The 15,045-nt window shown below is 43.8% G+C and carries 8 protein-coding genes and 1 pseudogene; all 9 read right to left on the minus strand.

Annotation, left to right across the window (positions count from 1 at the left end; all coding sequences use genetic code 11):
- Positions 1–19: 19 nt before the first annotated feature.
- Positions 20–345: pseudogene (locus AC1M9L_RS11650) on the minus strand (IS3 family transposase); the annotation flags it as partial.
- A gap of 375 nt (positions 346–720) precedes the next feature.
- Positions 721–954, minus strand: a complete 234-nt coding sequence (locus AC1M9L_RS11655; protein ID WP_423090444.1) for a hypothetical protein — start codon at positions 952–954, stop codon at positions 721–723.
- A 153-nt stretch (positions 955–1,107) separates the two neighbouring features.
- On the minus strand, positions 1,108–3,147 hold the full coding sequence (gene brxL / locus AC1M9L_RS11660; protein ID WP_481592211.1) for a protease Lon-related BREX system protein BrxL: 2,040 nt from the start codon (positions 3,145–3,147) through the stop codon (positions 1,108–1,110).
- Between the two features lie 29 nt (positions 3,148–3,176).
- Positions 3,177–5,801 carry a BREX-1 system phosphatase PglZ type A gene (gene pglZ / locus AC1M9L_RS11665; RefSeq protein ID WP_481592212.1) on the minus strand — a complete coding sequence of 875 codons (2,625 nt, stop codon included), beginning with the start codon at positions 5,799–5,801 and terminating at the stop codon, positions 3,177–3,179.
- On the minus strand, positions 5,798–6,571 hold the full coding sequence (locus AC1M9L_RS11670) for a hypothetical protein (RefSeq protein ID WP_481592213.1): 774 nt from the start codon (positions 6,569–6,571) through the stop codon (positions 5,798–5,800). Before AC1M9L_RS11670 ends, pglZ begins: the two co-directional genes overlap by 4 nt.
- The gene (gene pglX / locus AC1M9L_RS11675) at positions 6,571–10,065 is read right to left on the minus strand and encodes a BREX-1 system adenine-specific DNA-methyltransferase PglX (protein ID WP_481592214.1); all 3,495 of its coding nucleotides are present in this window, start codon (positions 10,063–10,065) and stop codon (positions 6,571–6,573) included. The genes AC1M9L_RS11670 and pglX overlap by 1 nt, the downstream gene beginning before the upstream one ends.
- A 46-nt stretch (positions 10,066–10,111) precedes the next feature.
- Positions 10,112–13,792, minus strand: coding sequence for a BREX system P-loop protein BrxC (gene brxC, locus AC1M9L_RS11680; RefSeq protein ID WP_481592215.1), 3,681 nt, complete (start codon positions 13,790–13,792; stop codon positions 10,112–10,114).
- A gap of 41 nt (positions 13,793–13,833) precedes the next feature.
- Positions 13,834–14,409, minus strand: a complete 576-nt coding sequence (locus tag AC1M9L_RS11685; RefSeq protein ID WP_004281985.1) for a DUF1788 domain-containing protein — start codon at positions 14,407–14,409, stop codon at positions 13,834–13,836.
- Positions 14,410–14,425: 16 nt separating this feature from the next.
- Positions 14,426–15,037, minus strand: a complete 612-nt coding sequence (locus AC1M9L_RS11690; protein WP_481592216.1) for a DUF1819 family protein — start codon at positions 15,035–15,037, stop codon at positions 14,426–14,428.
- Positions 15,038–15,045 lie beyond the last annotated feature (8 nt).

Consider the following 15,045-nt stretch of genomic DNA (forward strand, 5'->3'; position numbering starts at 1 on the left):
AACACCATGTTGTTTGATCCTAGACAGTATCGTGGACAACAAATCCCTCTAAATTCTTGAAATATTTCTGTTCAAAGGCTTCTGGGCTTAACCATCCGTTTGCGGAATGCCTTCTGACCCGATTGTAATAAATCTCAATATAGTCAAACAAGACAGTATTCGCCTCTTTTCGAGTGGCAAACATACTGCCATGGACCACATGACCTTTCAATGTATGAAAGAAGCTTTCGGTCACTGCATTATCCCAACATGAGCAGTGTACTGTGCAAGACTGCGTGACATACTTTGAATACAGTTATTCGTTAATAATAGCGCCCTAAAATCACGACTACAGTACTGTGAGCCTGAGAAGCACTGCTTCGCAAGATAACCATTTCTTGGATCTCCAAAGATTAAAGTTACGTTATCTTTAGAGGGACGTGCTGTCCATTATTTTGGCTAGGATCAAGATATTTGTGCAACAAAGCCGTTCCTGAAAGGAAAATTGGTTTATTTGCGATATATTTTATTTAGGGTTTGTTGCATAAACATATAATACAATGATTTTAATAAGTTTTAATTTTAATTTACAATTAATCAATCGTTAAAATCATATGGTTATGAAATTTTTATGCAACAAAGCCCTTTTGACTTATTTCTTCATGTGTTTTTCTAGGCAAAAAATACTGCTTTAGACCAGCTACGGCGCTAAAACAGTATTTTTTAGAACAGAGATCTAGGTTAATCTTTGTGGAGCTTCATGATCAGACGCATTTGCTGTTCAGCAGGACTTGGTTCACCATGTTTCGCAATATATTCAGCCCTTCTTTGCATGAACTCCGCTTCTCTTTGTTGAGCTCGCTGTATTGATTCATCAGGCTGTTGTCGCGGTTGTGTCGCCTTATAATTATAGAGGCCGACACTACAGAGAATGAGAATAAAAAAAGCGATTTGTTTTTTAAGAACTTTATTCACTTGCACTCATCTCTATAAAATACCATCGCTTTTTCAGGCAGGAAAATTCCATTCTTTTTAAGAAAAATGACTCTGTTATCTTATTCATCAATATATTGATATTGTTAAATATTTACAGAGCCATTTCCTCATCATCTTAAAATACGACTACATTCAATCCACCCCTAGCCCCTTAAACACAGCATCCACCGGATCTGCATAGAAACTGGTCTGGAACTTGGTAAACAGTTCCACAGGAATCGTAGGGATATCTGCCGCACTACTCATTGGCAAAGCAACCTTCTTGGCACCAGCATCAAAAGCAACTTGCAGACATTCGGCAATACTTTCCACCGGAGTCACAGAGCCACCCAAGCTCATATCACCCAGTACCACCATCTGACTCTGTACCGATCGTCCTAACAGGCCAGAAGCGAAAGCCACTAAACTTGGTAAGGCAAGATGGCTGAGCGGTCCGGTATTCTGTAATTCAACCACATGTAAGTGGAAGTCATGTTCCAACACCTTACTGCCACCCGATATTCTGGATGCATTGGCCTTGAAGTAGTCAAATGCGATCTTGACCTGCTCCTTGGCACTGCTTGAATTCCATAAGCCTGATGTCGCCAATTTTCCTGAACCTTTGGTCACTTGAAGTTCTAACCGGTATAACCCCGGCATGCCTTTATTACTGAGCCCGATGGTATATAAGAAACCTGGCTTGGCTGGACCTTCGGGAATCAGTCCGCCACCACCCTGCTCTTTGACTGATACAAAATGTTCTTCGAGCGTCTCATTATCAATGTAGCTGAAATGAACATCATAGAATTCCATACCACCAATTTTCTTCAGCTGTTCTTTGACCCGACGGCGCACCTGCAGTGCATATTCCAGGCATTGCCGTACATCTTCTTTGTTAAATTGACCATGTGGGTAGAGCAGCTTCATCAATCCAGAAACCGTCTTGCGAACGGCAATCACATCGCGCTGATTCAGGTTATTCCCTAGCTTGAAGTACTTCTCAATGGCATCCGCAAAACTACGCTTACGCATTTCCCGGAAGAATTCAGCAAGATAATCAACGATTAGACCATAACGGTTGGTAAAGAATTCCGGACGCATTTTTGGAATTTCCCAACCCGGGATATAGGCATGAAAGCGATCAAAGAATGCTGAATCGATCATTGCTTCAGGGAACGGCGCCAAGAGATGGCTGGTTTTAACCAGAGATTCCACACTTTGGTTGATATTACCCACAAAAACCATCGAAGCTGAGGCTTCCATCTGTTCACGGCCACGGGCAAAAGATCCTGAGGCCATGTAGTCTTTCATGATCTGTACGCCATCTTTGTCCTTAAAGGAAATACCGGCAACTTCATCAAAGGCCACCACATCCCACAACCCCACCAGACCAATACGGCGGCTACTCATGTTATAGAACAGATTGGCGACAGTGGTTTGCCCACCTGAAACTAGAATACTATTCGGTGAACACTCTTTGTAAATATGGCTTTTCCCGGTACCGCGTGGTCCAAGTTCACAGACGTTATAGTTATTTTCAACGAACGGAACCATACGCGCTAATAGGTGCCATTGCACGTCCTCTTTTAACGAAGCCGGTTCCATGCCGATCGAACGGATTAAACTCTCGCGCCACTGATCAGTTCTTAATGTTGCTCTGCCACTGAAAAGTTCATCCATATTCATATTCGGCATTTGAATCGGCTTGAGTAAACTCACCCCAAATGGAGAATTGGTTTGTCCTTCTTCAAAATAGTAACTGAGCGTAGCAATGACCCAGATACCACCAACAAGTAATTTTTCATACTCTTTGACGATGCCTGCCGAGATTTCGGCATCTTTGATGCCCAGATTACTAAATGATGCTTCGTATTTGTCTTTACGCTCATTCAGTTTTACAGTCACCCGATCAATGACCTTATAACTGCCCCGTTCACGGACCAGGGATTTCACCTTCTCGGCTTCATCCGGTCGGACGTAGTTCTCAGCCAGTACGGTCTTTACGTTACGTAGTCCCTGTTCAATGATCTCTGGATCATCCGAGGCACAGTACATCCCCAGCAGGTATTCGAGTACATAGACCGGGACATTTGCCCCTTCTTTGATCAGTTTAGTCAGATCCTTACGTACCACCCGCCCAGCAAAGTGTTCATTCAGCAGCTGATCCAGTTCTTTATCGTTAGCAGATTCCATGTAGGCTACGCTCTATCGTTAATTCGTTATCAGGAGAAGTCATCGGTAAATGCCAGATCAATGGTGACCTTATAGCGTTGCATTTCGATATTCAGGTCTTTGTCCTTCAGTACCAGGAAGTAATCCTTCTTACGGTCAAAATCAGTACCGGATAATGACAGTCTGACCTGTTTGACCCGATCGGCAACAGAGTCGGTACTGCTATCAAAGGTCAAGGTTTCTTCACTAGATACTTTGATATCCCCATCATAAATGGCAATCGACAGGGTCACTGGCATGACCAGCTCACTGACAGCTTCAGTTTGCATCAAATCAAACTTCTGGATGTTATTGACCATTTTCAGCGTGGATTTGGTAGAAATGACCTCAACTTTACGCTTGGTCCGCTGTCCAGCCTTTTCACCACGCAGCTGTTTTACCGTTAGTACAGGCACTACGATTTCCTGAGGCATGATGCCGCCATGCACGAAACGTGAGCCTCCTACAAAATGGAAACGGTTCGCCCCTTTTGGAATCCAGAAATCAGTCGCAGATCGTGTGCCTGCCGTAGCTTGGGTTGAGCCTTTCCATGCTTCTTTGCTCTCTGGTAAACCATGCCCAATCACATAGCGTTTTTTGCTTTTCAATGTATTCGCAGGTTTTTCAGTCAAGCTTGAACGATCCGCAGATTCTAGTTTACTTTGCTGGAACAAGAAGCCATGGTCGGCTGTGATCAACAGGGTAGAAATATTGAAATGCATCAAGATTTTACGGCTAAGTTCGGTCAGTTCTTCAATGGCATGTTCCACCGCCATAAAGGTTTCTGATTCTGTCGAGGCACTGTCTCCCCGAGCATCAATCACGTTGTGATAAACGTAAATCAAATCATGGTCTTTGAGTGCTTCACGGCCTTCATCACGCGACCAACCTTTTACCGTTTCAGCGGTAACCGCCAATCCATTATAGGCCGCCAGAATTTTGGATCGTGCTGCAGTCCCTTTGCTGGACTGTCCATCTACTAAAACATCATCCCCTGCGGCCTCTTTGTACTCCAAAGTCTGATGCGGCAACAACGAAGCCATGCCAAGTGTGGTGTAACTTGGGACAACACCCAGCTGTGAAGACAAGGTCGCTTCAGAATAACGCTTTTCATTGATACGATCACGCAGCTCTACTGCAGCTTCATAGCGGAAAGCATCACTGATAATTACCACAATACGGCGTTTAGTTGCAGAATTCAGCAAGGGTTTAACATGGGTATCATAGAAATTCTGCTGATTTGGGATATCTGCCATTTTCCAGACATTCAAGCGTTGCTCAGCTTCTACACGCTCGCCCCAGTTTCGTGCCAAGTGGTCAATAAACCAGTAGGCATAGCAATTTTCGACTTCTTCATCGAGTTTTTTCAGGATATCGACATGCGCTCGCTGAGAGGCTGCACTGTAATGGCGATAGGCCATATCAAAACGATACAGCTCCTGCTCGTAGGCTTTATACAAGGCTTCGCTCGAGTCGAAATAGAAACCGGCATCAAACTGTAGTCGTAAACTGAACAGCTCAATCGCTGCCTGCAACGCTGTATAGACAGTGCGATATTTACGGCGTGTTGCATCATCCTTATGTTTGGAAGCCCAATAGCCATCCAGACGGGTAGAAATAACCGTTCTGAAATGTTCCAGTTCAGCTTTGGTTGCTGCAGGGATCTGGCTGGCCAGATCAACAATGATCTTTTGTTCAATCACTTCAAAGGTCATGACATCGAGCAGCTGCTCCAGATCAAAAGTCCCGACCTTCTCCTGGATCCGCAGTGCATTGGCCACGGTCTGGGAGAGTGTATCGAAGGTTGGGTAGTATTTGGAGCTGTCTCTCCAGCGCGACAAAAAGGCTCTGGCTGTTGCACGGGAGCTGACTGATGACATCACCAGTTCCTGAGCCCATAGCGGTATATCGCCCAAGCTTTCACAGAAACCTGTAGTCATCAAACGGATAAAGAACGTACCGAGCTTGAATGGTGCTTCCCCATTCAATTCTTCAACCGATGCGGGATAACCAATTTCCGCCTGTAATGCTGTGACTAAAGCTGGCACTAGTTGGAATTTTTCCAGTTCAGCAAAGGATTCCGGATTCACTTCCAGAGCCAGATTCTGCTGTACCATTTCATCTGCCAGTGCCAGGACAATATGCATCAGCTCGGCACTGTCGGCCTTGACCACAGCTGCAATCATGGCCATATCTAGATCCTGTGCATCTGCATCAGGCTGGATGTAGCGTTTCAATGTACTCAGACGGGCTTTAGCTTTAAGGAATTCTTCACGTTTGGCCAGATGTTCTCTTAGACTCTGCTGCTGTAAACCCAGCTCATTGAAAATAATCGAGAAACGATCGGCATAGAAGCTGCGAGAATATAGCTTGATGTCCAGTAGCCAGTCTTTTTCGGTTTCAGGCTCAGGGTATGGGAAATACAGCAAGTATTTGCCCTGCTGGTCTTGTAGTTCCAGTTTGAGCTTGATCGCCAGGCTCGACTCTTCTGCCATATTCAGAATCTGGACATCCCCCAGATTTAAAGCTTTTACTTCTTCGTTAAAGGACTGTTCAGCATCGTACCAGAAGACAATTCGGTGCTGTTCAGTATAAAAGGCTTGTTCCAGACCTTGCTGAAGTTGACTTAAATTCATTGCAGCACCTGTGAATCCACTTCTTTTTGCTTTTGTTCCCATCTATCCAATAAGTATTTTATTTTTGGATATGCTTTTTCAGAATTTTCTAGAATATCTTGTTCAATTGCTTTAAGTTGCTCGAGTTCGAATTTGATTTTAATTTCAGAACATTCAAAAACACTAATTAAATCAAAAACTTTATAATCATCATCAGAAGCAAAAATAGGCTTTAAAAGAGGATGATCTTCATTAGATTTTATTAAATGGTCATACGCATTTTCAGAAATGAGCACTCTTGGATAGTTCGCCAGTTTAGACTCTATGTAATAAGCCTCATTCATTGCTGGGCCAAACAATGCCCCTCCTTCCTCATGAATTAATTTTCCTAATGCAATTCCACCACGCAACATCATTCCTAAATTATAAAAAACCATAATTTTTATAAAATAAATGCATTTAAGTAGCAACAAACAAGATCCTGAGTCACTACTAGGACATGAAATAACCAATGAGTCTGAAAATTGAGTAATATCTAATGGAAATAATTCAGAGAGTTCATCGATGACATTTTCACCATATACATCAGATGCTAACTGAAATGGTTTATCAGGGTGAGCTAGAAAAACTGGAATCGTCCCATATATTCCTTTTTTTAAAGTGTGTTCTTTTAACGTATGAATAACCCTATAGAGTGCTTCTATCACTTTGCCATCATGTAATGACTGATCTATGGCAGATTGAAAGCCCAAGAGATCAATAAAACAAACTAGGCGTTCTTGATAATCCATTACTTGTCCCCCGTCACAGCTTTCACTTCAGCCAACAAGTCCCCAAACTTGCCGTAGTTCACTTTCACCCCATCATCTAGATCCAGTGATATACGCTGATCGGCATAATGACGCAGCTTTTCTTCAAAAGTACTGAGTTCAGCCTGTTGCTTATGCAAGTCTTGCAGTTTTTTCTCGATGCGTTTGATTTCAGCCGCAGAGTCACTGCTTTCTTTTGCTGTTTCCAGAGAATTAGCATAGGCGGACATTTTGGAAATCAGTGGCATAACGTATTCGGTACGCATACGCGCCAAGGTGCTTTCGTTATAACGATGCAAATACACCAACGCCTGGAAAGCCCCCTGTTTACCACTGCTGAATAGCCAGTAGATCGGGCGCTTTTTATAAGTCTGCATGTGATCTTTATAGAACTTGCTGGCGAGGTAACGGCGAATGGTGTCTTCAGCCGTTTCACTGGCTTTTTTATCTAAGCTTTCTGCGAGCCACTGCATATTGGCATCCAGTGTCTCTTTCCCCCAAACGGCAGTTAAGAACTCTCGAATACGGTGCGTTGCATCATCTTCAAACCAGTGCATTTCGGTCAATGGAATAATACCGTCAGCATCTGCCGGGAATGTTTGATAACGGCTAGCATCAAAGTCTTGATTACCTACATGGGCATAGATCAGACCTGGTTCATCCAGACTATAACGCCCCATCATGCAGCCAAGTGCATAAGAGACTAAACGCTGGCTGTCTTTTTCTCGGTCGGCACGGGTTAAAGTGATTTGTGCATCCGGTACATCTGGTGTCAGTTCATCCTGTAAACCATAAGCGTCAATAAACAGCTTATTATTTTCTTCTTCCAGACGTTTCATCTCAGCCACGGCGTCAGCATTTTGCTGTTGCCATGTGTTAAAAGCTTGTTCTAGAGTTGGTTGTTGAGTACGAATAATTGGATATTCATGAAAGTCGATTGAAGTTTCATAATGATCCCAATCTTGCTTTGAAATGTGCAAACATTTTTTAACAATATCATCAATTAATCGATTATAGGCTCCATCTTTTCCGCAGACAGGTAAATTTCTGATATCTCTTAATTGATAGTTTAATGTTTGATTAAAAACCCCTATCAATTTAGTTGCAACTGGTGTGTTAAATAGACCTAAGAAAAAGTTTAAGTCTTTTTCATCTTCAAAGAATATTGAACTTCCACCAACATCAAAAACAGCATTTTCAGGTAAGTATCTAAAACTTGGTAAAGAAGAAGTTATAAACCCCCAAGTAACTCCTTCCTTGTACCATAAATATTCAGGAATAATCCTTGGTACTTTTGAGGTTCTATAGTGGTGGATAGCCTCAGGGCTCCAATTCACTAAATTATCTAAATTTCCATACCATCTTCTAAAACCTCCTCCTTTTGCATAAAAAATCCATTTTTTATTTTTGCCAATTTTATTAGCATCGACTTCCCATAAAAATCTCAGAAATTTATTATTATCACCTGTTAAACATTGGCTACTTTCTTGTACAGAATATTTTGAAACAGAAGTATTTGAAAATATTTCTTTAATAGTAGAATTTGCCCAATAAGCAATTGGACTTCCAGGGATTTTCTTAAAGCCATCTGGTTGCGTATTATAAAACCATCCACACTTGGGATTTTTAATAGCTTCTAAAGTCTTCGGTGCTTGATTTTCTGAACCTTTAAAATCAGATAAACTAATGTATGAACCAGTAAATTCTACGATATGTGCTTTTGCTAATGTAAATGTACAAATTGGAACCGTTGCACCATCAAAACCAGAGTACTCTAACTGAATCAAGCTGGTAATTGTTGTATGATCAATAAAATATTCACGTAAATTTTCATAAGCAGAAATAAACATCCATACAAAAGGAGACATAAAACCAAGCTGCCCACTTTCTTTTGTTAGTTGTAAGTCTCGAATCATAAAAGCTGAAAATAAATCTCTTTCATAACCTTGATAGTTCTTTTTTAAATAGGTTTTAAGATTTGGATTTAAATATTTATTACCCATATACGGCGGGTTAGCAATCACGGCATCATACTGCTTACCGAGTAATTTAGCTTGCTGGACTAAAGGTAATAACTCTTGTGCTGACTGCTGCGCAAAAATATCCCCTGACGCTGCTGCTGTATTCAGCTTGCTTTCTAAATCAGGTAGTTTTTTAGCGAATGCTTCAGGGATTTGAATTAAAGAACCAAACGTTGAAGCATGTGCAAATAAATCTAGCAGTTCTTTTAAGTCTGCCTTCTCTAGACCTGTGCTTGCCAAATCCTGGCTAAATGCATCTAAACGTTCCGGCTGGCTATCCTGTAACGCAATGATATTCAGTTTTGGTGGATTGCTAAATAAACGGCGGTCATCCTCACGCGCTTTCATCAATAACGCAAAACTGGCCAACTGTGCCGCACGGGTATCAATATCAATGCCGTACAGGTTATTTTCCAGAATCAAACGTGGAATATCCCGACTGCGGTAGCCACGCTCTAAGTAAATTGCTTTTAAGCAATCATAGGCTTCCACCAGAATATGCCCCGAACCACAGGCAGGATCCAGCACCGTAATGCTTTCAGGGTTTAAAGTATCGCCATCTTCACTAATCCGCACATCAATCAGCTGTTTTAACTGGGCATTGACTTCATCGGTCTGTTCCGCTGGCTGAATATAGTATTCCCATTCACTGGCCAGCGTACTATCAGGCTGTGCCATCATCCATAAACGACCGACACTGTTCTGTACCAGATACTTCACAATCCAATTTGGCGTGAACAATTGCGTCGCAGCAGGAATGTCTTCACTTTTGACGACTTTACCAATCACTTGATCTTTCTTTTCAGAAATATAGAACTGATACAGCCAGCCAATAATCTGTACATCCGACCAGTCTTCTTCTGGAATGCTGCTGACCAGATCACGGATCAAGGAATCGGTTTTGGTCAAATTGTCAGGTAACAGCAACTCAGATTCATCAGAAACCTGTTCAAACAATAATGGCATGACCTGATTCAACGCATGACACTGCGCCAGTAACAGCTCTCGGTACAGCTCTTCGTCTTTGTTGCCATCCAGCTTTAACTCAGCCACACGGCTGGCATCTAAACCTGGTAGGTCAATATCCAGACACTCTTCCAGAATCTGTGGCAAGCCTGCACTACCATCTGCACTACTCAGTACACGGCGACCATGATCGAGTAAGCCTTTGCATTCCATGTAGCGAATCGCACAGAGACGGTTAAACCAGCTATAAGCAATATAATCAATCGTCTGCTCAAAACTGCTGGTTTGAATGCGTTTGATCAGCTTCTCACGAGATTTCATGACGGATAGCGGAAAAACCTGATCGCCAATCAGTAGCAAGTCGCCTTTCTGTTCTGCCGGTAAAATGCTGTCTGCGGTGATGCCGTATTTGGCGGCCTGCTTACGCATGGCTGCGATAAAATCGTTACGTGCTTGCGGTGCGTATTTTTTAATATTACTGGTATTCATCTTTAAACCTTTAATTAATGACTGATGCCGATATCCCTAACCCAAGTTAGCGAATACGCACACGCTTTTTATCACTCACAATTTTTTTCAATTCAGCTTTGAGTGCGTCTACAAACTGATCCACTGATTCTTCTGTTTCCAGGTAGACACTACTTGAACTTTTGCTGTAAATGCTGGCGACATCGACTTCCACCACAGGTTTCGGTGGCACTACGGCTATCGCAGGCTGTACCGGACTCGCAGCAGGTGCTGATGTAACTGGGCTGGAGGTGGTTGCAGTGTTGGTTACACTCTCTGCTTTGCTCTGAGCCAGTTGTGCTGCTTTGGCCTGACGCTGGATTTCCGCCTCAACTTCGCTCTCCAGCTCATACAAGGCTTCATCAAAACGCTCGACGGCGGTTTGGGTTTGCAGCATATAGATGGTGGAGAGGCTAGTTTCCACTTCAATATCCGTTTTCAGCAGTTGTAGTGGGCGTAATAGCTTGTTACTCAGCTCAGCGCTAACGATGCCACTGTTTTTAATCTCGGCTTCTAACTGTTTGATCTTGTCATCAATGTTTTCTATCGCCTGGTTGCGCTTTTCAGTCAGCAATTGCTCATTGACGCTTTCCACTGTGCGCACCAACTCTGCCACTTTATTTAACAGGCCATAGGGCGATTCAAGAGTGGCAATACGATGTAATTCAGACAGGGCTTTTTTTGCCACCTCATCACTGCCCAGCGCCTGTTTGTTTTTCTCAAAATGACGTAAGGCCTGTTGCAGTTGTTGCCAGCTTGGCATCTGATTACTGAAGAACTCATGAATGTCACGATAATCTTCTTCCAGATCCAGATAGTCGTCCTTGTTCTCGACCACGGCCTTAAAGAAATCGAAGCTGTCGCTATTGGCCAGCAAGCGCTCCAAAGTCAGAATCGACTTTTCAATAACCTTCTTGCCCGGGAACTGCCCGACATCAGTTTTACTCTTATACGCCTTAAAGTTGGTTAACCAAGTCTTAAAATGCTGCAAATAGAATTCAAATAGCTCTTTCTCAGTCGCTGGTCCCATGGCCGAGAATAGGTCTTGGGTGAGTTGGCGTGCCTGTTTCAACACCTGATCATCAGTCTGGCGCTTTTTAATGATCGACACATCACGGCGACGGCGACTGTTTTGTAAAGGCTCAAAGGCCTCTTTCAACTGTAAGCTGCCGCCATTTAACTGCAGAGAAATCCGCCCTATCGCAGCCAGCTGACCTACCAACAGTAAAATCTCAGCATCTGGCCAGCCATAAGGACGTTTGGCAAAACGATCCACCACATCTGACACCAGAATACGTTCGGTACCCGTTGCCCGTAGTGCAATGTACTGTTCCACTTCTTGTAGTGCTTTCGGGTTCGTCTGCCCGCCATCCAGAGACAATCCGAGCTGCGCCATATCATCCACAGTCAAGACGGCGTTCAGTTCACGCCAGGCATCCTGCTGATAGACTTGCAGATAGCTCAGTTTGGTATAAGTGTTTTCCAGCAAATAACGACAAGCCTCATCCAGCTTGGTGGTTGGACTTGAAGATGAAAGTTGTAGATGTTGACCCAAGGCATAACTTTCCGCGTCCAGCAACATTTCTTCGACCCGGGCACGCAGGCGTTTTTTACGCTCCTGATTCTCACGACCACGGTCTGCCAGAATACGGGAAATATCGGACTGAGTGCCATCATCATTTAAGCGGATGAATTTATTGGTTTTCAGCCAGCTGCGCAGTTCATTAAAGAACTGTTTATCGTCTGCCAGTTTAAATAGCACCTGCCCTTCGGCCTGAGTACTTTTACCAATACAGTAAGCTTCAGTATAGAGGTTGTATTCCGTATCCAGCGGAGAAATGATTTCAACTTTCAAATCGCTCTCATACCTGCCATCCAGGCTATGGCTATCTAGGAAACGACCAATCTGATAGTCCATCTTGTTGGCTTGATGGCGGTATTTGTTCTGATCGCGCAGTAAATCTTTAAAGATCAGATTGGCTAACTCTTTATTTTCTTCTGAAGCAGCTAAGTCAGTGGCTTTAATTTTTCGGGTGATATCGCGTTCTTCATTGGTCAGGAACAGGAACTCATCGCCATTGCGGGTAATCAGGCTTTCCTTTTCCAGACGCAGCAGGCTTTCTTCAATCCGCTTGCGTAATGCCAGCTTGTCTTCGTCAATTTTCTCAATCGACAAAGTCACCAGGTTATCCAAGGTCCCTTTGATGATATCGACATAGCGGATCATGAACAGGGTACGCAGCATCTGCACATCAAAACCATCCAGGGTCTTATTTTGCCCTGCCTGGTCGATGGTACGCTTCACTGCTGTATCCAGGAAGCCTTCCACTGAAGTATAGAAGCGGTGGAAAGGAACCAGGGCACCGACTTCATCTGTAGCAATCGCATTCGCGGCCATCTGGAACGCATCCAACATGGACCGTTCACCATAGGCCAAGTGTGCACCGGTCGCACCGACCTTACGAATTTCTTCAAATACTTTTTGCACCAGCTGGAAATGGTACGGCGCAAAAGGATAGTTATGGATAAAGCTGTCTGGACCCTCATAGTTCTTGAGGGTTGGGCCTGAACGGTCAAAGGTAATCTGATTTTTTAAGATATCGCCCTTTTGCTCAAACACCGATCTGAGCAATGCTTCAGCTTCTGGGGTTTTACGTAATAAACGTTTCTGGATGACTTCATCGGTATTGGAACTGGACAGTGATAACCGGGTTTTAAAACGTCCAGCAATCTTGGAGAAATCATTGGCTTTGGAAGAAGACATCTCACCTAAAACAGCATCGATGTCTGCCTGTGAGGTCACGATAATCCAAGCGCGGCCTTTACAGATCGTACCCAGGTTTTCAGTAATGGTTTGCAGTGTCAGCATCAAGCGGGTATCGCTGCCAATAAACTGCCCCACTTCATCGACCAGGAACAACATGCGTTGCTGGGGTCCTTTGCTGTCCAGGTATTCTTTCACCCACTGACAGAAGTTTTCGACCGAAACACTAAAGGTCTGCTCAGAATCCTCAAACCACTTGTGTGCAGCTTCTGCTGATAGGTTGAGTGCCTGAGAAATCGCAGTTTCGACATCATCCTGATAGAACTGATATCCGTCACGCTCCTCTAACCAGGACATGCCGCTGGATTCTTCAAAAGCCTGTTTAAAGCGTTCATAGACACCTTTCTGGCTCAGGTGACGTTCCATATGGGCAATATGTGGATGGTCAGCACTAAAACCCTGATACTCGTTAAACACACGTAAAAACACATTCAGGATCGGATTGCCATCATCGTTGGAGCTGGCTTTACTGTCGATGTTAAACAGGATGACATCGGCATGATGGCTGACCGCCTTGCCAATATCGGCACGGATAAATGCATCGCGGATTTTAGTTTCATCAAAGAATTCTGCAGCACTGCGTTCGTTACCTTCCGCGTCGCGTGCTACTTTATTGGCCAGAATATACGACAAGGTTTTCAGGAAATGTGATTTACCTGAACCAAAGAAACCTGAAATCCACACACCGACTCGGTTGGCAATCGAAGGATCGCTTAGATCTGTGCCATAAGACTGGAAAAAGTCCCGAAAATGCTTTTCCAGTTCATTGGTGACCACGTATTCATCGAGTTCCTGATATACCGTGGTATTGTCATTCTGGTCTGCCTTGACCACCCCGTTTATCGCACGATCTAATGGCTTGTAAAAAAGTTCTTTAATGTTCATCTCAATCCATTCCCCCGAATTCTTATTTCTATTTGTCGTGTTTAAGGCACTAATCTGAATGCTCTGTAGTAATTGTTGCTTGGAATTTTTCCAAATAAACTCATCGCTTGACCGTCGTAATAGCCTGGGTAAAACAGCACCACTGGCTTATGCCCCAGTAACGAATGCAAACTATTTAATAAGTGATGGGCACGTAACAGTGGCCAAACCGACCCTACCCCAGTCATCAACACAATATCTTGCGCATTGGTGGCATATTTACTCACCAGATACGGCGCGAACTTATCCATATGCAGTGGGCCCTTTAAGGCTTTGAGCAGCGCTTCATCGCCTTTGGCTTTTTGCATTTGAATGGCTTTATCGATGAAGTTACGCTCAGCCAGATAATCCACCACAGCTTGCAGCAGGTTGATATTCACCACCTTCAGCTGACTGTGTTTTTTCTCCAGCATCCCGTCTAGAAAATGCAGATATTCGCGCACTTTCAACTCATCTTCAGGTGCATAATCAAAAATCCAGAAGCCAATTTCATTGCCCAATCCTTGACCGGTGAGAAACTCGGTGGAAAGTATTCGCTCTGGAATCTGATTTAGACGCTCATGTATTTTTTGACTCATTGCTGCCCCTCTACAACTACCGCGTCCATAGCGACACTTCCATAGATCTTTTAATGCGTTGTTTATAATGTTCTTCCAACAGGCTACGCAGCTCTGCTCTGACGATCACACGCTGCAACTCCAGCTTACGGGTACTTTTTAAGTAACCGGCTTCTGCCAGCATGCGAAATACCACCTGCCCCATTTTTTTCTTGCTGGACTCTTTCCAATCACAGATATCCGGATCTCGTTGTGAACGCTCCTCCAAAAAATCGGACCAGATATAACTATCCAGATATTGAGCTTGAGAGATATAGGCATCCCTTATCACCGTTTCCATAAACTCAAGTAGCAAGAGATTGCGTTCCAATGCGCCACAAAAAGCCACCTGAGTCGCCAGCTCATCATCCCCATCCCGCAAAGCTTTCCAGAAATCAGGCTCTAAGCGCTCCAGACGCTTACGAATAGCGGTGGCATTGCGTTGAGCTGAAGCTGCGGTTCTTTTTTGCAGAATATTGTCAACCTGAATGGCCTGATGCCATTGTTCTGGAGTCGCCTCTCGTAATAACAGATCCGCGATCAGCCGGCTTTCACGCACCATCAGTGAGCCACCAATTAGGTCACTGTCATAATGAAATTGTTCTAACATAGCCAATC

It is taken from the genome of Acinetobacter sp. ANC_7511 (assembly GCF_056779975.1).